At 38.1% G+C, this 19616-nt stretch carries 21 protein-coding genes; 3 read left to right on the top strand and 18 right to left on the bottom strand.

Annotation, left to right across the window (positions count from 1 at the left end):
• Window positions 1-4: 4 nt before the first annotated feature.
• The 16 genes from HOD97_08535 to HOD97_08610 all read right to left on the bottom strand — a co-directional run bounded on the left by HOD97_08535 (window position 5) and on the right by HOD97_08610 (window position 16183).
• Entirely contained in the window at window positions 5-532 is a 528-nt protein-coding gene (locus HOD97_08535) for a redoxin domain-containing protein (protein ID MBT4281642.1), read from the bottom strand.
• Window positions 533-560: 28 nt separating this feature from the next.
• A complete protein-coding gene (locus HOD97_08540; GenBank protein MBT4281643.1) occupies window positions 561-1352 on the bottom strand; it encodes a sterol desaturase family protein in 792 nt (263 codons plus the stop codon).
• A 3-nt stretch (window positions 1353-1355) separates the two neighbouring features.
• On the bottom strand, window positions 1356-2885 hold the full coding sequence (locus HOD97_08545; GenBank protein MBT4281644.1) for an FMN-binding glutamate synthase family protein: 1530 nt from the start codon (window positions 2883-2885) through the stop codon (window positions 1356-1358).
• Window positions 2886-2978: 93 nt separating this feature from the next.
• A complete protein-coding gene (gene lpdA, locus HOD97_08550) occupies window positions 2979-5108 on the bottom strand; it encodes a dihydrolipoyl dehydrogenase (protein ID MBT4281645.1) in 2130 nt (709 codons plus the stop codon).
• An 83-nt stretch (window positions 5109-5191) separates the two neighbouring features.
• Entirely contained in the window at window positions 5192-5890 is a 699-nt protein-coding gene (locus HOD97_08555; GenBank protein MBT4281646.1) for a DUF3047 domain-containing protein, read from the bottom strand.
• A 75-nt stretch (window positions 5891-5965) separates the two neighbouring features.
• On the bottom strand, window positions 5966-6382 hold the full coding sequence (locus HOD97_08560) for a DoxX family protein (GenBank protein MBT4281647.1): 417 nt from the start codon (window positions 6380-6382) through the stop codon (window positions 5966-5968).
• Window positions 6383-6397: 15 nt separating this feature from the next.
• Entirely contained in the window at window positions 6398-6994 is a 597-nt protein-coding gene (locus HOD97_08565; protein ID MBT4281648.1) for a TetR/AcrR family transcriptional regulator, read from the bottom strand.
• Between the two features lie 92 nt (window positions 6995-7086).
• A complete protein-coding gene (locus tag HOD97_08570) occupies window positions 7087-7386 on the bottom strand; it encodes a hypothetical protein (GenBank protein MBT4281649.1) in 300 nt (99 codons plus the stop codon).
• Window positions 7387-7440: 54 nt separating this feature from the next.
• Window positions 7441-8118 carry a Crp/Fnr family transcriptional regulator gene (locus tag HOD97_08575; protein ID MBT4281650.1) on the bottom strand — a complete coding sequence of 226 codons (678 nt, stop codon included), beginning with the start codon at window positions 8116-8118 and terminating at the stop codon, window positions 7441-7443.
• The gene (locus HOD97_08580; GenBank protein MBT4281651.1) at window positions 8111-8968 is read right to left on the bottom strand and encodes a pirin family protein; all 858 of its coding nucleotides are present in this window, start codon (window positions 8966-8968) and stop codon (window positions 8111-8113) included. The genes HOD97_08575 and HOD97_08580 overlap by 8 nt, the downstream gene beginning before the upstream one ends.
• A gap of 2 nt (window positions 8969-8970) precedes the next feature.
• Window positions 8971-9444, bottom strand: a complete 474-nt coding sequence (gene msrB, locus HOD97_08585) for a peptide-methionine (R)-S-oxide reductase MsrB (GenBank protein MBT4281652.1) — start codon at window positions 9442-9444, stop codon at window positions 8971-8973.
• Entirely contained in the window at window positions 9444-13013 is a 3570-nt protein-coding gene (locus tag HOD97_08590) for a T9SS type A sorting domain-containing protein (GenBank protein MBT4281653.1), read from the bottom strand. The genes msrB and HOD97_08590 overlap by 1 nt, the downstream gene beginning before the upstream one ends.
• Window positions 13000-13587 carry a hypothetical protein gene (locus HOD97_08595; GenBank protein ID MBT4281654.1) on the bottom strand — a complete coding sequence of 196 codons (588 nt, stop codon included), beginning with the start codon at window positions 13585-13587 and terminating at the stop codon, window positions 13000-13002. Before HOD97_08595 ends, HOD97_08590 begins: the two co-directional genes overlap by 14 nt.
• A gap of 11 nt (window positions 13588-13598) precedes the next feature.
• Window positions 13599-14723 (bottom strand): hypothetical protein, encoded by a 1125-nt coding sequence (locus tag HOD97_08600; GenBank protein ID MBT4281655.1) that lies wholly within the window; start codon window positions 14721-14723, stop codon window positions 13599-13601.
• Window positions 14724-14788: 65 nt separating this feature from the next.
• A complete protein-coding gene (locus tag HOD97_08605) occupies window positions 14789-15301 on the bottom strand; it encodes a hypothetical protein (protein MBT4281656.1) in 513 nt (170 codons plus the stop codon).
• On the bottom strand, window positions 15302-16183 hold the full coding sequence (locus tag HOD97_08610; protein MBT4281657.1) for a nucleotidyltransferase: 882 nt from the start codon (window positions 16181-16183) through the stop codon (window positions 15302-15304).
• Between the two features lie 107 nt (window positions 16184-16290).
• Between HOD97_08610 and HOD97_08615 the strand changes: the two genes are divergently transcribed.
• Both HOD97_08615 and HOD97_08620 read left to right on the top strand, forming a co-directional pair.
• Window positions 16291-16680 (top strand): hypothetical protein, encoded by a 390-nt coding sequence (locus HOD97_08615; GenBank protein MBT4281658.1) that lies wholly within the window; start codon window positions 16291-16293, stop codon window positions 16678-16680.
• 15 nt (window positions 16681-16695) lie between these two features.
• Window positions 16696-17991 (top strand): hypothetical protein, encoded by a 1296-nt coding sequence (locus tag HOD97_08620; GenBank protein MBT4281659.1) that lies wholly within the window; start codon window positions 16696-16698, stop codon window positions 17989-17991.
• A 55-nt stretch (window positions 17992-18046) separates the two neighbouring features.
• Here the strand turns inward: HOD97_08620 and arsM are convergent, their stop codons facing one another.
• Both arsM and HOD97_08630 read right to left on the bottom strand, forming a co-directional pair.
• Window positions 18047-18832, bottom strand: coding sequence for an arsenite methyltransferase (gene arsM / locus HOD97_08625; protein ID MBT4281660.1), 786 nt, complete (start codon window positions 18830-18832; stop codon window positions 18047-18049).
• 30 nt (window positions 18833-18862) lie between these two features.
• Window positions 18863-19180, bottom strand: coding sequence for a winged helix-turn-helix transcriptional regulator (locus tag HOD97_08630; protein MBT4281661.1), 318 nt, complete (start codon window positions 19178-19180; stop codon window positions 18863-18865).
• Window positions 19181-19475: 295 nt separating this feature from the next.
• Between HOD97_08630 and HOD97_08635 the strand changes: the two genes are divergently transcribed.
• The coding region (locus tag HOD97_08635; GenBank protein MBT4281662.1) for a transposase at window positions 19476-19616 on the top strand (141 nt) is incomplete at its 3' end.

Raw genomic sequence — 19616 nt, forward strand, 5'->3', positions numbered from 1 at the left:
ATGTTTATTTATAATTCAAAAATGTCCAAATTTGTTCAATACTTAGATGATCCCCAATATTTATCCCATAATAGGCGGTTTGAATAACCCCTTTTTCATCTATAAGGAAATCGGCGGGAATCATGGCCAAATCTCCTTCCATTTTTGCCGGTAAAAACCCTTTCAGCATTCCTATCATTGCAGTTGGTATTCCTTTCAAATACCCCAACCAAGATGATTCTACCCCAAATTGCTGATACAATTTTCTGTCCGGATCAGGAATAATGGGAAAGGGCAATTCATCTTTTGCAACATAGTCCAAAATGCTTTCTTTCGGAGATTCAAACACGGCTAAAATTAGAAATCCTTGCTCTTGTAATTTATCATAAACTTGACCCAATTTATGAATCCGTAAATTGCATGCGGGACAAGATGCATATCGAAAAAAAGATAGCATCCATTTTTGATATATATATTTCTCTGTGGAATGCTCAATTCCGAAAATGTCTTTGGTGAAAAATTTTGGGACTTCTTCTCCTTGTTTTAAACGCATGCCTTTTTACTATTTAGAATAGGAATGATCATAATTTTATCTTAATAAATGGGATTATTAAAAGTGTAGATAAATCAGTGTTTTGTGAATTTTGAAATTTTCTCAATCCGATTGTCATGTTTTGATGTCCTTGACTCGGTTGAGCCAAATAGGTGCCAAAGATGCGATCCCACACCGACAGATTGAATCCATAATTTGTGTTGAGTTCTTCCGAAATTACAGAATGATGCACGCGATGCATATCCGGCGTAACCACCAAAATTCGAAGCACTTTATCAATCGATTTCGGCATTTGAATATTGCTATGATTGAACATGGCCAATCCATTTAAAATTATCTCAAAAATTAAAATAGCCATCGCAGAAACCCCAAGTAAAACGACGAAAACACATTTTAATAGAAAAGATATCAATATTTCAATGGGATGAAATCGTGCGCCGGTTGTCACATCCATATCTTGATCAATATGGTGGATTTGATGTAATCGCCATAGGAATGGGACATTATGAAAAATAAGATGTTGACTATAAATAATGAAATCTAAGATGATAATTGAAAAAATTAACGCCCACTCATAAGACAATGAAACCATGTTAAATAATCCCCAATGATTTTGGTTTACAAAAAGGGCAACACTCGCAGTTGAAAATGGAACAAGCACAACAATAAATAGACTGTTTATCGTCATTAAAACAAAGTTCGTAGGCCAGCGTTTTTTTCTGTTAAATCGAAGATCTCGTTTTGGCTTTAGCACTTCCCAAATACACATTGATGTCAGCATAATTAAAAATATACTAAGCCGAATAATCAATTCATTCATGAGTCATGCTATTAATGACTCGGTTTGTGTATACGGATAAATTTCTTCATAGGTCATAACCTTAGCCATGCTGATCCGTCTAAAAATATGACTTCGGTTTAATTCTTTTGAAGATTTCAATCCGGATGCGGCCATGAGTTCTGCAAAACTATGAAGTGTTTCATGGTGAAAATTGGCAACACGTTTTGATTTATCCTCAACATCCAAACCTTTCGTTAAGGATTTATCTTGAGTCGCCACACCCACAGGACAGGTATTGCGGTTGCATTCCAAAGCTTGGATACAACCCAACGCCATCATCATTCCCCGGGCACTATTAATCATATCCGCACCCAATGCAATCGTTTTTGCAATATGAAATCCGGAAATAATTTTCCCCGATGCAATCAGTCTCATTTCATCTCTTAATTCAAATCCCACCAAGGTATCATGGACAAATGCCAAAGCATCTCGCAACGGCATTCCCAAAGAGTTAGAAAATTCAACCGGCGCAGCTCCCGTTCCCCCTTCACCGCCATCAACGGTAATAAAATCCGGCATTATTCCAGTTGATAACATGGCTTTACATAATCCACTAAATTCTTCTTTTCTTCCTACACACAATTTAAAACCTATCGGCTTTCCACCAGATAATTCTCTTAACTTTTGAATGAAATGCATTAAGCCTTCCGCATCACTAAAGGCCGAATGTCCTGGTGGCGAGTGAACATCTTTATAGGGTTCAACGTGGCGAATATTCGCAATTTCTGCTGTATTTTTTATGGCTGGTAAAATACCGCCATGACCAGGTTTTGCACCTTGAGATAATTTGATTTCGATCATTTTCACTTGGTCAAGACTTGCATTTTCTTTAAATGTAATTGGGCAGAATTCACCTTCCGGCGTTCGAGATCCAAAATAACCGGTTCCGATTTGCCAAATTAAATCGCCACCAAATTTCTTATGATAAGGACTGATTCCACCTTCGCCTGTATTGTGAGCAAAATCATCTATTTTTGCACCCTTATTCAATGCCATGATTGCGGTCTTGCTCAACGCCCCGTAACTCATGGCCGAAATATTCATCAAACCGGCAGGATATGGATTTTTGCAAGCAGGACCACCAACCATCACTCGCGGATGAGCATCCACTTCCTTTGGATTTTTCGCATACATGGAAAAATCCATCCATTCATATCCTTCGCTATAAACATCCATCTGTGTGCCAAATGGAACCGTGTCATTGACTTTTTTGGCTCGACGATAAACCAAAGATCGATAAATTCGATTAATGGGTCTGCCTTCCGTATCAGTCTCCACAAAATACTGCATAATTTCAGGACGGATTTTTTCCAATAAATAACGCCCATGACCAATCACTGGGAAATTTCTTCTAATCGCTTGATGCGTTTGCATCATATCTAAAATACCAAGAAAAGTGATTGGGACAACTACAATTAAACCCCATATAATGGGTTGCCAAAATTGATAAATAATGCCAATTACACCTAATAGCAAAATGGCAACGAATACAAATTTATTTCTAACACTCATTTCTTATTCCTTCAATTTAACAGAATGATTGGATTGGCAAGTTGGAAAATAATACTTTTTCCTTAATCCTGTTATCTTGCTATTTATATTTTTCTACCTTCTCCACGTATGAAATTTTTCTACCCAATTCAGCAATCCTTCCGGTGCGTGGGCTTTTTTCCAATTTCCTGCAAGATATTTATTGGCTTCACCCATAGTCGGGTAAGCATGAATAGTGCCCAGAATTTTATTCAATCCTAATCCATGTTTCATGGCAAGGACAAATTCCGTCAAAAGGTCTCCGGCGTGTGAACCTACAATTGTGGCACCCAAAATTGTATCTTTACCTTTTGGCGTAATGACTTTGACGAATCCACTGTCCTCTCCATCAGCAATGGCTCTGTCCAAATCGTCTAATCCATACCGAGTAACTTCAAAATCAATTCCTTCTTCAAGGGCTTCCTGCTCGTTGATACCCACGCGAGCCACTTCCGGATCAGTAAATGTTGTCCATGGAATGACTCTGTAATCTGTTTTGAATTTTTTGAGTGGACTGAATAGACTATTCACCGCAGCATACCATGCTTGATGAGCAGCAAAATGCGTAAATTGATGGGGACCTGTTACATCGCCCACCGCATAAATATTCGGATAATTTGTTCGCAAGAAATCATCCGCTTCGATGGTGCCATTTTTTCGGATTTCCACGCCCAATTCTTCTAATCCAAAACCGGTTACATTCGCTTTCCGTCCAAATGCCATAATAATTTCATCGCACTCAATATTGAGTTTATCCGGCTTGCAGTTACAGGTTACTACTTTTGACCCATGTTCATTTTTGAATCCTTCCACCATATGTCCCGTTCGGACCGTAATGCCTTCCGCTTCAAATTTGGCACGAACTGCATCGCTCACTTCTTTATCTTCTTTCAAAAGCAAACGGTTCATTCCTTCGAGAATGGTTACTTGTGAACCAAATCGGGCAAAAGTCTGCGCCAGCTCACAACCGATAGGGCCACCGCCAACAACGACCAATCGTTTGGGCAATTCCCGGATGTTCCACAGTGTATCGCTGGTAAGTGGTTGAACATCTTCAATGCCCAGAATGGGCGGAACCAAGGGTCGAGCACCTGTAGCAACGACAATATTTTTCGTAGTCAAAATTTCACCATTCACTTCCACACGATAAGGGTCAATTATTTTTGCTTCTCCTTCGTAAACATTCACACCCAAATCCGAATAGCGTTCCACAGAATCATGGGGCTCAATTTTTTTAATTACACTGTGAACTCGATCCATGACTTTGGAAAAGTCATATTTTATTTCCGCTGAATCAAACCCCCAATCTTTGGCTCGCTCTGCATAATGAAGCATTTTTGCTGATCGTATTATGGCTTTACTGGGAACGCACCCCGTATTTAGACAATCGCCACCCATTTTATGCTTTTCGATTAAGGCAACTTTTGCCTTCACAGCAGATGCAATATAGGCGGAAACCAATCCGCCAGAGCCACCGCCAATGACCACCATATTATAATCGTAATTTTTTGGCTTTTTGGATTTTATCATATTTTTCCTTCTTTTTAAATGTTCCACAATCTTTTTTGAAATAAGTGGGAATACCCCCAAAAGTGCAAAAGCCAAAATCATATTCAATGATAAAATATCGCCGGCTGATTCTAATTTGCTGATTTGCGTCCCTGCATTCACAAAGACCGCGGTCCCCGGCAGCATCCCGACTTGACTCACGAATGCGTAAGTCACGGCACCGATATAGGTTTTGGCAAATGCGGCATTCACCAGAAAAAATGGGAAAACCGGACTCAATCGAGACATAAATAAAAATACAGCGCCATCCTTTTCCACACCATGATTTACCTTTTTCATGATGGGCTTTAATTTTTCCTGAAATGCGTTACGAAATAAATATCGACAATTCATCATTGCCATCGTTGCGCCGATAGTGCTGGAAACAGACACAAGAATGACTCCTGGAATTAATCCAAAGATGGCTCCACCAGCTATTGTCATTATGGTTGCACCTGGTAAAGATAGCATGGCCATAATGATGTAAACCCCGGAATAAATAGAAATGGTTTTTATTTTATTCGCTAAATAATAATTATTTAAGGTGGACTGCTGTAATTTTAAATATTCAAAATTTAGATACTGTCCTAAATCGTAAACAAAGTAAAGAACCACAATGGTAGCGATGGCTAATAATAGTAATATCTTTTTAATCATATTTCGTTTCCATTTTGCCACGAAGGCTCGAAGACGCAAAGGTAAATAATTTTTTAATTCTTGGAGCCTTCGTGTCTTTGTGGCTACTCCCTTTTCCCTTTTAATTCAATAAAATCTATCCAAGCCGTTGTGGATTCGCCCGTATTATCAGAATCACTCATAATGGCAAGACTGGCTTTTTTAGGTGGCTCTTCACCAAACGCTTTTCGATAATCTTCTAAAATATTTACATCTTCAACCATCCATTTTCCTACATTCGTTTTTCCTTTTTGCATCAGTATCATTTGCGCTTTTTCCGTATAAGAATTGGGAATGATTTCTTCTGCATGGTTTTTATTTGACCAAATATAATTCAGACTGCTATGGGGCGGATATTCTCCATAAAGTAATTTCGCCGATTCGTATAGTGCAGATTCCAAAAACCCCACCGTTTCAGGATCATATTCAAACATAACGTAAATCCGAATTGGATAATCATCACCGGATTTTTCCTTCGCATTCCCTTTTGAATATATATTAGATACTTTCCACTTCCACCGTAGCAATGGCGATTCATTCACGTCAAAAGATTTTTCCCAAATCAAGCCGGAAGCAGAATTATCTGATTCTGCTTTCAAATATGAACCGTGGGGATTTCTCTTATCAATGGAATATTGCGTGTGTTTATCGATCTTTTTAAAATTAAGTGGTTCCCAGCTCTCCATTGATTTAAATGGTTCCAATAAAATGGATTGGCTATAAGCAAACATAATTGGTAAAAATAATAAATTATGAATTTTCATATATTTCAAATCGTGATGGGGAAACTGGCGTTCATATTTCCCCACCTTATCTGATACACTTCTATAAAAATCGCCTTATGAGTTGGCTTCATTAAGGCTGTTCCCCTTGAACGCAAAGAATAATGCTATAGCAGCTACGAGAGTTTGGAATTCAGCACCACCCATATTATTTGTACCGTCACCCCAACCTGATGTAAAACTCCAGCCGTTTTGTAAATGAACCATGCCAATAGCACCCATCATAACGGCAGCAATAATGAGGCCGGCAACGCGTGTGGCCCATTCCGGTCCGATACCGCCATATAATATTAACAGACCCGCTACAACTTCCATCATTGCCAGCATATATATCATCGGTAATGGCATTCCCATCATTTTTGCCATCATTTCTGCCATAGGGAATTTCCCCATTCCATGAAACACAAATGTTCCGGCAAGAGACAGTCTGACTAACCAATGTCCTAAACCAGAGAACTTATTTAGAGTATCCATAGATACCTCCTTTGTTTATTGTTGAGTAAGTTGAATGAAGAAGTTTTCGATTGCGATATCTTTAACTTCTTCCAGTTTATAGGGATCATATTTCTTTGCTTCAAACACTTCCTGTTCGATTAGAAACATGAGAACGCTTAAGTGAAGTAATCTAATTTGAATGGATGGATTAAAATCTGGGTTAAAACCCCAATGCTTTTTCCCGTATTCAATTCTGTCTTCTGTAATTTTCCAAAACCCGCCCATAACATTCTTATATTTTTGCTTTGCCAGTGGATGCCCCTGCATGCTGATTTGTAGTAATAGTCTGAGATAAGGAATTCTTTTTTCATTTATTACTATCATACTGGATAAATAATCGTTAATAAAATCACGAAATTCTTGAACTGTTGTGATTTCGCTTTCGTCAATAATAGGATGTGAATTTTCAATATAGGATTCAATTATTTTGGTTAATAATTCATCTTTTGTCTTAAAATATTTAAATAATGCACCTTCCGAAATCCCAGCTTCTTTGGCAATCTCAGCCGTTCGAATAGCGTCCAGCGATTTTTTACCCAGTAGTTTACTGGTGCAGTTAAGTATCTGATTTATGCGGTCTTCTTTCTTCATTCGTTGTGATGCCATGGATGAATATAGTAAGTACTCACTTTACAAACTATCGGGAATATGACAATTTTTCAAATCGTTCGAAATTAGCGGTATTACATTATTTTATTTCGCGAATGAAGTCCGGATAAAGAATTAAGTTTTTCAATGAAATACTGTTTATCTATTTTCCCCGTTCGCCATAATGAATCATCAATGAATACAGATGGTGTTATTATGCCCCCAAAGTGTTTTGACATGTTTTCACCTAAATCCAAATTTAAAACATGAAAATCTATGTCATTATATTTCTGTTTCAGGATTTTGAAATCATCTTCCATTTCTACACAAAGTGGACATGAATTTCGTACAACCAAATAAATACTTGTTAGAGATGAATCGTTCAATTTCATCATGTTGAAAAATAAAAGAAATATATAGAATTTTATTGTCAGGTTTCTGACAATAAATCAATTAAGCCAGTCGGTTTCCTTCACCTGTAAAAAGCGCCGTGTATATTTAATGGTACCTTGATCAGCAAGTTCATTTAGAACCATATTTACTGTTTGTCGCGCAGTAGCAGTAAGATCAGCGATTTCTTGATGTTTGAGAAAAGGTCTTACTATCCAGCCATCAACCATTTGTTTCCCAAAGTTTTTTACATATCGCTTGAGAAATGATTCAATTCGTTCTTGAGCGTTTTTGAACACTAGATCTTCAACGTGAGATTGAATCGTCTGTAGTCGAAACCCGATGAATTTTGTAATACTCATATTTAAAGCAGGATTATCTTTCATCATTTCTTGAAACATGTTTTTACTGATTGTACAAATCACTGCATCTTCCATCACCTCGGCAATATTCTCATGCTTCTCCTGCCCAAGAATAGATCCTTCGCCAAAAATTTCTCCCGGACCGATGAGCTGCATTGTGGTTGTGCGTCCATCTTCAGCGATTCGGGAAATTTTTACTTTCCCTTCCTTTAGAATATAAATGGTGTCACTTCTCTCATCCGGGAAATAAATAATTTCTTTCTTCTTGTTCGTTTTCATTTTACTCTTACGACCCATTTCTTCCATAGATTTTTGAGCCATTTCGGAAAAAAGATTGAAATTTTCCAAATACCAGAGTTTTGTTTTTTCAGCCATTGTCTATCTCTGCCACAGGTTTGTCGAGAATCCCATTCTTGTAATCTTCAAATGCCTTGAGTATTTCTTCTTTGGTGTTCATTACAAACGGGCCGCCACGGGCAATGGGCTCATTCAGCTGTTTACCGGCAATCAGTAAAAAAGACGTTTCTACAACTCGAGAAGAAACCTGTATTTTTTCACCTGCACTTAAAACGCCAAGTGTGTTTCTTTTTACAACTGTATCTCCCACAACTGCTTCGCCCTCATACACATAAATAAAACTCTGAAAAGATTTTGGCAAATTGTGTTCAAACATAGATTTATTTCCAAGATTCACGTCCAGGTAATGAATTTCAATGTTCGTCTCAGCAATGGCGGAAACATCAGAAAAATTACCGGAAATGACTCGAACTTGAAGGTCATCCTTTTCATAGACTGGAATATTTTCCGATGGAATGTCCTGATAGCGTGGTTCGGTCATCTTTAATTTCTTTGGCAAATTGACCCACAATTGATATCCCCACATGAGTCCGTTTTCCTGTTCCGGCATTTCGCTGTGAATAATTCCGCGCCCGGCTGTCATCCATTGCACCGATCCGGTAGTGAGCAGTCCTTCATTTCCACTCGAATCACGATGCCGCATCCGACCCTGCTTCATGTAAGTTACGGTCTCGAATCCACGGTGAGGATGATGCGGAAATCCGCCGATATACGCATCCGGATTATCATTGCGAAATTCATCGAAGAGCAGAAACGGATCGAGATAATTTAGTTCTGGTGAGCCAAGAATCCTTTTGAGTTGAACACCGGCACCATCTGTTGTTCTGATACCATTCACAAGCAGCGCAATCTCCCTGGTATTACTCATTATTATTCTTTTTGAAAATCCAATGAAACCGAATTTACACAATACCGTTTCCCTGTTGGATTAGGGCCGTCATCAAACACGTGCCCCAAATGCGAATTACATTTTGCGCAAAGGATTTCAATTCGCTTACTTAAAATGCTGTTATCTTCTTTATAGGCGATTTTAGATTTATCAAGCGCTTCATAAAAACTCGGCCAACCGCTCCCGGAATCGTACTTCGTATCCGAACTAAATAGTTCTTCGTCACAGGCAGCACAAACATATGTACCCTTTTCTTTATGTTTGTAAAATTCCCCGGTAAAGGCCTGCTCGGTCTCTTTTTCACGAAGAATTCTGTATTCATCCGGTGTGAGACAATTTTGCCATTCGGATTCGGTTTTTGTTACTTTTTCTGTCACAGTGGTGCCATCCTCTCCGGATTGGGCCAACGCCCAAACCATTAGAAAAATGAATAAACCAATGAAGTGTAATCGCATCATTTCAATAAAATCATTCTCCGAATTTTACGCACATCACCTGACATTAGTTCAGCAAAATATACACCGCTGGACTGGTTGTGACCGTCCCAGGAAATTTCATGAAATCCGGTTTCTATTTCTCCATCCATCAGAGTTTCCACCATCCGTCCCGTGATATCGTAAATGCGTATAGATGTGGTATGCAACATCTCTACGGGAATATCAAACCGAATGGTGGCAATTGGATTAAATGGATTGGGGAAAACTGGATGAAGCGCAAATTCTTTTGGAATTGAAAGAATTTCTAATGATTCTGTCCCTTCGCTGATGATGGATCCATCTTGATCATAAAATGCATAAACCAATATCGGATTTGTTTCATTTTTCTGGCGAAATGACGTTTTAAAATTTATGTCCGGTAACTCTATGTTATCCAGCCCTGCAAACTCAAAAAGAAATTTTCCCGTTGATTTATTGTGCTGAGTTAATGTGATTTGGGATGGCGATGATGATTCGAAACTGTGTTCTAATTCCAATATCATTGGATTGTATTCCAAATAGACTTGTCCCGTTGAACTTTTTTTCGGTGGGATGACGGAAAAACTATGATTGAATTTTCTCAATTCAATTTTTTTTCCATTTGTTGTTCTTAGAGGGCGGGAAAGAGAATTCAGTTGATTTTTCCAATACCACATTTGAACAAATGCCATTCCATCGTCCAAACCAAACTCAGCATCGGTTTGAATAATGTAATGCGGAAGCGTTCCGGTAACAGGACCGAGCTCAGAATCATAATCCTTTTGGTACCAGGAACTCACTAACTCAGATAAATCGGTGGCATCAATATCGTCATCCATGTCAAAATCTCCCAATGCCGGTGTGTAATATGTGTATATCACCTGAGGATCATGAATTGCATTTGCAGAATCTTTCAGATTATCCCATGTTATTGTAATGGTATCCAAGCTGGCGAATGGGGGGAAAAGAGTGAGTTTCATCACGGATATGGTTGTATCAACGGAAAACTTTAAACTATCGGTAAATTTGGTTGCAACTTGAAGATCGAAAGATTTTAGCGGCTCTGATATTGAAAATTCAATTTCTTGAGCAAAAATTAATGGAATAGTTTCTTGATCATCAAGACTGGCTTCTGTAATAGACGGTGGCAATTTGTCATTTAATTGAAATGTCGGCGTGGTTTCTGTGGGAAACATCGCATTACCGGATTCATCAAAGATGGTATTTTCATTCATAGGAAAAGCTCGAATAGTTTCAACACCGGATGGGGGGAAATCAAAATCTAGATGTAGCCGAACAATAAGTTCGCCGCCGCTTAATGCTGTGTTCCATTCAGAAGTAACGCTACCGATTGATACCGCATTAGCATTCCCACCGTTATTGAAAAACTCAAGTTCAAAATCAGAATCATCCAACCCGCCTGATCCAGAATTCGTGCTGTAAGATCCCTCAGAAAATTTCACTTCAATTTGATTATCCCAAATTAGGTTGGATGATGATCGAATGATCGGTGGGAAAAAATCCTTTAGCGTTACTTCTCCTGAACTCATTGCCATCTGCATCGCATTGCCATTAAGGTCGTACACCGAAGCATCTGTTGCTGGTCTAATTTCAATTTGTTCTACTCCGCTTGATAGATCGGTTGTTGTAAAGTGTACAAGAATATCTGTCTCTCCGCCAACTAATCCAGATTCATCCATGCGAGTTAATTGGGTAATCGAAGCAGAAGATGCGTTTCCTCCATTTTGATCAACATCAATAGCAAAGTCAGCTGGTAAAACCGATCCGGTTCCATCTGCGTTCGTGTAAATACCTTCACTAATTGTCACAGTCACTGCAGAGTCCAGAGATAATTCTGCATTTATAAACGTTGGCACCCATTTATCATTCAGTTGTATAGGCCCTGTCGTTTCTATTGAAACAAGTGGGTTCCCTATTGAGTTGAAAATAGAATTATTACTCACTGATTTAATTTCAATTGATTCCGTCCCACTCGCCGGAGGATTGGACAATGTAAAATAAACTAATAAAGAATCTTCTCCGCCTGCCAGCACGCTTCCGTTCGTTTTAGTTATAGATGTCAATACAGTTCCTGTTGCGTTTCCAGCATTTTGCGTAAACACAACCTGCAAATCTGAAACTTCCATCGGAGTATTTGCAGAACTATTTCCGTACACTCCTTCACTCATAAACAGTTTTACATAAACGTTATCTCCGCTTAGTTGTGTTTGATCAGCTATTATCCGCGGAAAGGGGAAAAGTGTCAGCTGATCGCTGGTAGATGCTATAGACATTGCATTCCCATTTGCATCAAAAATAGCATCATTATTTTCCGGACGAATAATAATTGTTTCCACTCCGCTTGGGCTGCCGGTTACATTAAGATATATCCACAAACTGTCCTCGCCGCCTGTCAGGGAATTCCCACCGGGTTTGGTGACCAACTGTATATCTACCCCACTGGCTGTTCCTCCATTCGCATTAAAGTCAACTGAAAAATCCGAGACCAGCAAGGCGCCGCTGCCATCGTTATTGGTAAAAATTCCTTCGGAAATTGATAAAGCAGCATAGGAATTGTCAGTAGCTAGTATGGATTGAGAGGAATTCATTAATGGAGGAAGTTGTTCATTTAAAAAAATTGTACCCGTCGAGGATGTATTACCCATGGCTACACCGCCGCCATCAAATACCGAATTTGCATTGGCTGGTTTAATTTCAATTGTTTCTACTCCCGACGCCGCGCCACCAACGTTTAGAGCCAAACGAATCATTGATTCACCACCTTCCAATGGGCTTCCATCTTGTTTGCTGATTCCTTGTATAGCTACCTCTGTTGCTAATCCTCCATTCTGCTGGAATTCAATAGTAAAATCATCAACCTGAATCGCAAAGGGGGCACCATTCCAAGGTTCGTTATTATCATACACGCCTTCATTAGTTGTAATATCAATCCAATTATTAGTTGGATCTAAATTACTGGAAACAATAAATGGAGGAGCAGAATAATCAATGGATAGCTGAAAATTTCCTGTCGTATTGTACCCGTCAATAACAATGAAATATGTTGTTGTATCTGCTCCATCAAGTGGATATAATTGGTATTCAAAAATCATTCCTCTGTATTCGGGGGTTCCTTCAATTGAAGTTCCTATTGTTGAAGCCATACTTTCCGTACAAGATTGGGTATCTTCGCTATAACAATCATATCCTGCGCCTGCACCTTGATCACCTGTAGGATATCTGCAAGTTGGAGGTCCTATCGTATCTACACCGCATGTGTCATTAAACTCGAAAACGCCCATTTGAATATCAAAATCAGTAAAAGCATGACAGACAGAAAAGTCGATTAGAATTGTATCGACTACGTTTAAAGTAAAAATAAAATCTTCTGAATTTGCCTGACCCCATTCGGTTACATCTATCGAATCTCCGGCACCTAATGTAGAACCTTGATAATTAAATGGAATTTGATCGATGACAACATCTCCGCATCCAACAGGACCACCTTGTCCAAATAAAAAGGCAATCCAAATTATGAATGAAAATATTCCTCGTTTAATCCACCACATGGATCAACCCTTCACCCATATCATTCAATAAAATTTGTATATTATCTGGTTTCCTCAGTTCTGTTGAATCTGCAAACTGGAGGATGGACGTACCCTTTTCATCAGCTCTGAAAACAATTTCAGCGATTGAGCCGGTACCGCTAACAAATGTGTTTTCATCCGGAAGATAAAATACATAAATATCCAATGTTCCTTGATTATCTTCGGTGATAATTAAAGGACTTAGAGAATCAGAAGTATTGGACGAAAAATAATCTCCGAACAAAACGGTATCAATGGTGAGACTTCCCCAATGATATTCAATTCCAATATAAGCTCCCGCAAGGCTGTCGATTTTGAGGGCATACACATCAATTGTATCTTTCTGTCCTTTTGAGATTGCAATGGAATCCGGCCAGAAAAATAATGCCGGAGGTGAGTAACCCATAGAGTCCGGATCAGCCTCATTGTCAAAAGAGTACGCCGGCTCTTCGCAAGATAAATTAAATAGCAAAGATGAAACGAGAATTATGCTTAGAATCAAAAGTCCGACTCTAAAATGAATATTATGAGTTTGATCCGATGCTTGGATCATAGGTTTTCCCTTTAGTCTAATGAAAATGACAGATTTAGCAACGGTTTTTGAGTCACCGGATTGTAAGAAAAATGTACGTCTGTTCTTTTAGGTTGCACTGAATATATCGTTTCCGGACCAACATAATATGCATGGGCGATGTTTATCAGCCAAATAATACGACCAGCATCATAATAATTTTTCATCCAATTATTATGATGTTTTAGCGTAGAAACATAATCCAATACCTGTTCTTTATAACCGGGAATATCCTCCGGTCTTTCTGCGCCCAAATACAATGCATAAAACTGTTCTGCATTTTTTTGTGCTGTTTGAAAAGATTGATGATGGTAATACGCCATTGCCGAGAAAACAACCTCTGTTGTGAAAAATGAAAAGGCTGACCATTTCTTTTTTGAATAAAATTGTCCGACGCCCGGAATGGCAGATGATAATAATGCCGCTCTTATTTTTCCGTTTGTTATCAGATATTCTACAAGACCAACGCCCGGTACGGGACCATGAATAACAATAGGTTGGTTGATGCTTCGTGAATTCGCAGCAGTAGTTACACGAGGGCCCATCAGCATTGTTGTCTGCATTTCTGAGGGTAACAGCGAAACATGACGCGGTGTAGGGGGCTTTTGGAGTGTCTTCGTAAGCGACTTCCCTATATTTTCCCCGGCAGATTCCAAAAGACTAATGAGACTATCAATACCTCCGGTCGTTGAAATGTGGACGCTGTCGATTCTAATTCTTAATTCCATAGAGAACACATCGATATCCAAAGAAATAGTCGAATTAGAATTAGTCACTTGACCTGAGATCAAATAATTGACATTTAGACGATTACCGATTTCCAATGCGCAATTCAAGGATTGGCATGACTGGTAATCATCTTCAGATTTCCCATAAAACACAGAAAAATTTTCAGTCGATTTTTTTGAATGAACCATCGCTTCAGAGGAATCAGAAAGAGACACTCTAAATTTTTCAGTCAAAGACGTTGAAAAACTTGGAGGAAAGTTGTTAGGCTCAAAATTGAGGACTGCTATTTTTACTGGCGTGGCAGACAAAATACACACATAAAAAATAACAGAAATAATACAGCTTTTGGCAATTTGAATTGGATTGATTGGATGAACCTCGGATTTCATTTCAGCTGAATTTACACATTCAGCCGGAAAGGTAAAGTAAAAAGGAAACTACCCTTTCAAAAATCTTAAAATTTCTTAAATGGGTTATCTTGACGCCATTGGTTCAAAAACCGGTCTGTTTCAAAAACTATAACCTGTTCAATCGAATGTTTTAACTGGTCCGGTGCGGCAGATCCTATGGATTGATTTTCATAGATTTTATTCACCTGAAATCCTTTTTGAAAATCGGTATAATTGAATTGATCAATAACCTGATCTACCGTAGCAGAAAAATCATAAACTGACAATTCCACCAAAAACTGGCTTATACTGTCCCCTTTGACTACCGCTTCCTCGACGTAAACTTGTAACCGCGGGTAAGCTTCCTTTTGGGAAACCTTTACATGATACTGAATCAGTTTTGATTCGACGTAAGTTTTTATTTCGGCTTTCGAAATCACATGTTCAAGTCCTATGGCAGATGCTTCAATATGATATCGATTCAGTCCTTTTAGATTTCCTTCAACCCAAGGTTGTTGCGCATACAAACATCCTACAATGATGTAAAAGAGGTAAAAACAATTTCTATGAGTTATCATTTAAAACAATTGGGAAGGGTACTCCCCATTTTCAACCATTTTTGCTATTTCTGAAACAACATACGGTTTATCCTCTTTATAGGTCACGCCAAACCATTGGGAATCGCTCCGTAGAACAAATAATAATTCGCTGCCTTTTTGAATCAGATCATTGATGACAGTGGGAATAAGAAATTCACTTTTGAGTTCTGCTCCTTCATTTATCAGGAATTCTCTAAACATCTCTTTCAAATACTCGAACAATACTGGAGTGAATCCCCACATATTCATAGATACCGGTTCATTTCCGTTCAATGAAAGATTACGGTTAGAGGTAATTCCTTCATCCGAATTTTTGAGGTCGCTTGTTTCGATTACAGTCGAAAGCATGTTTCCCTCAACCGAGCATAACCCACGGGTTACACCGCCAAAGACAGACAAAGTTTTATCCAATCGATACGCAACCATACTGAAGTTCGTGTTGTCATTTTTATAATAGTCAACAAGCTTTTGGTAGGCTTCCTTTCCATAAAAGTCATCCGCATTGATGGCTGCAAAAGGTTCATTAATCAAATTGGACGCCGACAATATAGCATGTCCGGTTCCCCAAGGTTTTTCCCGGCCTTTAGGGCAGGTAAACCCATCAGCTAAATCATGCAAATCCTGAAAAGCAAATTCAACTTGAATTTGTCCAGCATATTTATCGGTAATCTGTCTCTTGAATTGGATTTCAAAATCTTTTCGAATAATGAACACCGCTTTTGTAAATCCTGCTTGGATTGCATCGTAAACAGAATAATCAATAATCGTTTCATTGTTGGGACCTATGGCATCCAACTGTTTGAGTCCACCGTATCGCGACCCCATTCCTGCTGCCATAACTAAAAGTGTAATATCTTTCATTTAACTCCTATTTAATAAAAAGTTGAATCATTTCTAAATTTTATTTCGGGCGTTGAAATTACACATTCAAACCTTATCTTCATTCATTAAATTAGGCAGGAAAAAATATGAAAAAAATAATTCCAGTACTTCTAATTCTTTTCGCAACACCAGTTTTTTTCCAATCTTCAGTATTGGAAGAAACAGGTTACATTTTGGCCCAACAAGTGGCATTTACCGGATTGAGCGTTTTGGCAAATAAAGAAAATATGTATGGGCATCTTATCGTTGGATGTTTCGATTTGTTTTTTTCGTATGCAGGAATGCAAAATGGATTTCATAAAGAACTGAAGTCTCAGCAAATCGGATACTATTTACTCTCTGCAGGTTTTGCTGCGAAGGCGGCGTACACCATGCATTACGGAAAAGAACATTCAGACAAAACTCGGTTTTGGGCTAACTTTTTGGCATATAATATTTTGGTCTATTCAGGATATTTCCTTGATTCATTGGAGTGAATAGTTTCGGAATAAATGAAAACACCGGGAATGGGAATGGACTACGCAAAAAAGTTTGCTGATTTCAGCCGGAATACGCTGTTTAAAAGTATGGATAACACCCAACAGGAGTTTATCCGATTGATGGGTGAAATGTACGGGCTGACATATCAGGAATTGAGACAAATTACCGAAATAACCATTGATTTCAATATGTGGGGATCATCAACTATTGAAGAACGATGGAAATATTACGAAGTCATCCATCAACCAAAAAATGGCAATGCAAAAAAAGCTATATTGCAGGATATAAAAAACGAATGGCTCACTCTAAAATCGAAGCCATCGATTTATGAACCAGAAACCCCAAAAGTTAAAAGTATTGCCCGAAAAGTAAACGAGAATTCAGGCGAAAATGAAGTGTTTGGGATGTGTCCCGTGGCCTCCGAAAAAACTGTCTGTTGTAACTTACGGACGATTGATGCCGTTCAAGGTTGCGGACTCGGGTGCAGTTACTGTAGTATTCAAACATTTTATGAAGACGGCGCTATAGGAATTGAAATAAATCTGGCAGATAAACTCGGAAAAATTGAATTGGACCCGAGTCAAAATTACCATATTGGATCTGGCCAATCGTCCGATTCACTGGCGATGGGAAATAAAAACGGGATATTGGATGCACAGTTAGATTTTGCAAGAAATAATCCAAATATTATTCTCGAGTTCAAAACAAAAACTAAAAATATTGATCATTTTTTATCAGTTGATCTACCACCGAATGTTTTTGTTTGCTGGTCTCTGAATCCCCAAACCATCATCGATCATGAAGAACATTTTACTACATCACTTCAACAGCGTATTGATGCGGCCCATCGGTTAGCGGAAAGGGGCGTTATTATTGGATTTCATTTCCATCCGATTATTTACTACGATTCATTTGAAAAGGATTATACAGCGATTGTACAAACCATTTTATCTAAATTTTCATCGCATGAAATAGGAATGATTTCTTTTGGAACGTTAACATTTATCAAACCTGCCGTCAAAAGTCTCCGAACTCTCGGTATCTCCAGCAAAGTATTGCAAATCCCCATGGAAGATGCTGCTGGTAAATTTTCCTATTCAATGGATATTAAAGAAAAATTATTTGGGACGGTTTGGAATGCATTTTCCTCTTGGCATAATAAGGTCTTTTTCTATTTTTGTATGGAAGACAAACAGCTCTGGGAATCTGTTATGGGGAAATGTTATAATTCAAATGATGAATTTGAGGATGCGTTGTTTTCTAGTGTGTCGGGTAAAATGACTTCCCGTATCCCTGATCTCTCGTAAAATAAAAAACCCCACATTTCTGTAGGGCTTTTATACTCCGCAAGAATCTTCGTCCTTAGTTCTTTGAGGCGACAACAGTAATACTGTAAATCCCTAAGCCACTTTTATTATATTTTTCCAATTGAATGTCATCTAGAAATGATTTTAGTAAAGCATCAGGTAAAACAATTTCCCTGGATTTTTTTATTTCAATATTAATGAAACCGGCTTTCTTTATTTTATTTAGATAATCATTTTTTTGGAGTGCGCCTGAAACACAACCTGCATACAATTCCGCTGATTTTTTTAATCCACCGGGTATTTCACCTTCAATTACAATATCTGAAACACAAAAATGTGCACCGGGCTTCAATATTCTATAGATTTCACTAAAGGCTTTTTCTTTATCCGGGACAAGGTTTAGAACACAATTACTCACAACCACATTACACATTTTATCATCCAGTGGCAAATCCTCGATATCCCCCTGGATGAATTCAATATTTTTAAATCCTAATTTTGTTTTATTCAGATTTGCTTTTTCAACCATTTCCTGTGTCATATCAATACCAATAACATGCCCACTATTTCCAGTAATTTGTCTTGCGACAAAAACATCATTCCCTGCACCAGAACCCAAATCTACAACGGTATCACCCTCTTTTATGTTTGCAAATTCAGTTGGGATACCGCAACCAAGTTTGAGATCCGCCTCTTCCATATACCCTTCCATTTGGGTATAATCAAGACTAAATGCTGAATAATCCATTTCCGCTGCAGGACTACAACAGGATGGTTTCTGTGTAACAATTTCAGCATATTTTTCTTGTACAATATTTTTTATTTCATTATTTATTTTCATTATTTGTTTTCCTTTATTCAATCAGGTTATTTAACAACAATTGAATGTTGAAAAAAGTTTTATATAAGCATTTTTTGTTTTTTTGACTACATCTTCATTAAGGCAATAACATGTACGCGGACCTTCAATCTCCCCCTTTATCAATTTAACCCTTTTTAACTCTTTCAGGTGCTGGCTGACCGTTGATTGTGATAGTGGAATGCGGTCAACAATCTCTCTTGTAATACAGGTATTGAGTTCGTTTAGGATGCGGAGGATAGTAATTCGCGCAGGATGTGATAACGCTTTGGCTATATCGGCTAATTCGTTGTCAGATGGATTAAAGGTCTCTGTTTTTGCAAGTGACATTATTACTCCCTATTCTTATATCGTGAATATACGATGATAGAACGTAAAACTGCAAATATTATAATCTAGTGATAGAGTAAATCGTTGCAAAAGAAAAAAGGGATTATAAAAAATAAAAACCCCGCAACTGCGAGGCTTTTTGCTCCCCTTGCGTTACGCAGTCAATTACAAAAAACAGAGAATTTGTAGAGAGAATTGATCCTTTTCCTTCATCAATTGGTAACTGGACCTAGTATAAAAAAGTGTACATTGAGTTAAGCAACTTTTTAATTTAGATAAGTTAAAAGGGATCAATATGGAAAATAAACGAATACGAAAGACGTATGATAGAGATTTTAAAGTATCAGTCATGAAGTTGATATTAGAAAAGCATCAAAGTGTATCCAAGGTGTCCAGAGATCTGGGCGTAAGTCAGAATACATTGCATTTATGGAAA

This window comes from Candidatus Neomarinimicrobiota bacterium, from assembly GCA_018651745.1.
In the GTDB taxonomy this organism is placed as follows: Bacteria; Fidelibacterota; Marinisomatia; order Marinisomatales; family TCS55; genus JAAZYX01.

Excerpts from the sequence above, each read along its gene's own strand:
- HOD97_08535 (MBT4281642.1), bottom strand. The coding sequence starts at position 532 with ATGCGTTTAAAACAAGGAGAAGAAGTCCCAAAATTTTTCACCAAAGAC.
- HOD97_08540 (MBT4281643.1), bottom strand. The coding sequence starts at position 1,352 with ATGAATGAATTGATTATTCGGCTTAGTATATTTTTAATTATGCTGACA.
- HOD97_08545 (MBT4281644.1), bottom strand. The coding sequence starts at position 2,885 with ATGAGTGTTAGAAATAAATTTGTATTCGTTGCCATTTTGCTATTAGGT.
- lpdA (MBT4281645.1), bottom strand. The coding sequence starts at position 5,108 with ATGATTAAAAAGATATTACTATTATTAGCCATCGCTACCATTGTGGTT.
- HOD97_08555 (MBT4281646.1), bottom strand. The coding sequence starts at position 5,890 with ATGAAAATTCATAATTTATTATTTTTACCAATTATGTTTGCTTATAGC.
- HOD97_08560 (MBT4281647.1), bottom strand. The coding sequence starts at position 6,382 with ATGGATACTCTAAATAAGTTCTCTGGTTTAGGACATTGGTTAGTCAGA.
- HOD97_08565 (MBT4281648.1), bottom strand. The coding sequence starts at position 6,994 with ATGAAGAAAGAAGACCGCATAAATCAGATACTTAACTGCACCAGTAAA.
- HOD97_08570 (MBT4281649.1), bottom strand. The coding sequence starts at position 7,386 with ATGATGAAATTGAACGATTCATCTCTAACAAGTATTTATTTGGTTGTA.
- HOD97_08575 (MBT4281650.1), bottom strand. The coding sequence starts at position 8,118 with ATGGCTGAAAAAACAAAACTCTGGTATTTGGAAAATTTCAATCTTTTT.
- HOD97_08580 (MBT4281651.1), bottom strand. The coding sequence starts at position 8,968 with ATGAGTAATACCAGGGAGATTGCGCTGCTTGTGAATGGTATCAGAACA.
- msrB (MBT4281652.1), bottom strand. The coding sequence starts at position 9,444 with ATGCGATTACACTTCATTGGTTTATTCATTTTTCTAATGGTTTGGGCG.
- HOD97_08590 (MBT4281653.1), bottom strand. The coding sequence starts at position 13,013 with ATGTGGTGGATTAAACGAGGAATATTTTCATTCATAATTTGGATTGCC.
- HOD97_08595 (MBT4281654.1), bottom strand. The coding sequence starts at position 13,587 with ATGATCCAAGCATCGGATCAAACTCATAATATTCATTTTAGAGTCGGA.
- HOD97_08600 (MBT4281655.1), bottom strand. The coding sequence starts at position 14,723 with ATGAAATCCGAGGTTCATCCAATCAATCCAATTCAAATTGCCAAAAGC.
- HOD97_08605 (MBT4281656.1), bottom strand. The coding sequence starts at position 15,301 with ATGATAACTCATAGAAATTGTTTTTACCTCTTTTACATCATTGTAGGA.
- HOD97_08610 (MBT4281657.1), bottom strand. The coding sequence starts at position 16,183 with ATGAAAGATATTACACTTTTAGTTATGGCAGCAGGAATGGGGTCGCGA.
- HOD97_08615 (MBT4281658.1), top strand. The coding sequence starts at position 16,291 with ATGAAAAAAATAATTCCAGTACTTCTAATTCTTTTCGCAACACCAGTT.
- HOD97_08620 (MBT4281659.1), top strand. The coding sequence starts at position 16,696 with ATGAAAACACCGGGAATGGGAATGGACTACGCAAAAAAGTTTGCTGAT.
- arsM (MBT4281660.1), bottom strand. The coding sequence starts at position 18,832 with ATGAAAATAAATAATGAAATAAAAAATATTGTACAAGAAAAATATGCT.
- HOD97_08630 (MBT4281661.1), bottom strand. The coding sequence starts at position 19,180 with ATGTCACTTGCAAAAACAGAGACCTTTAATCCATCTGACAACGAATTA.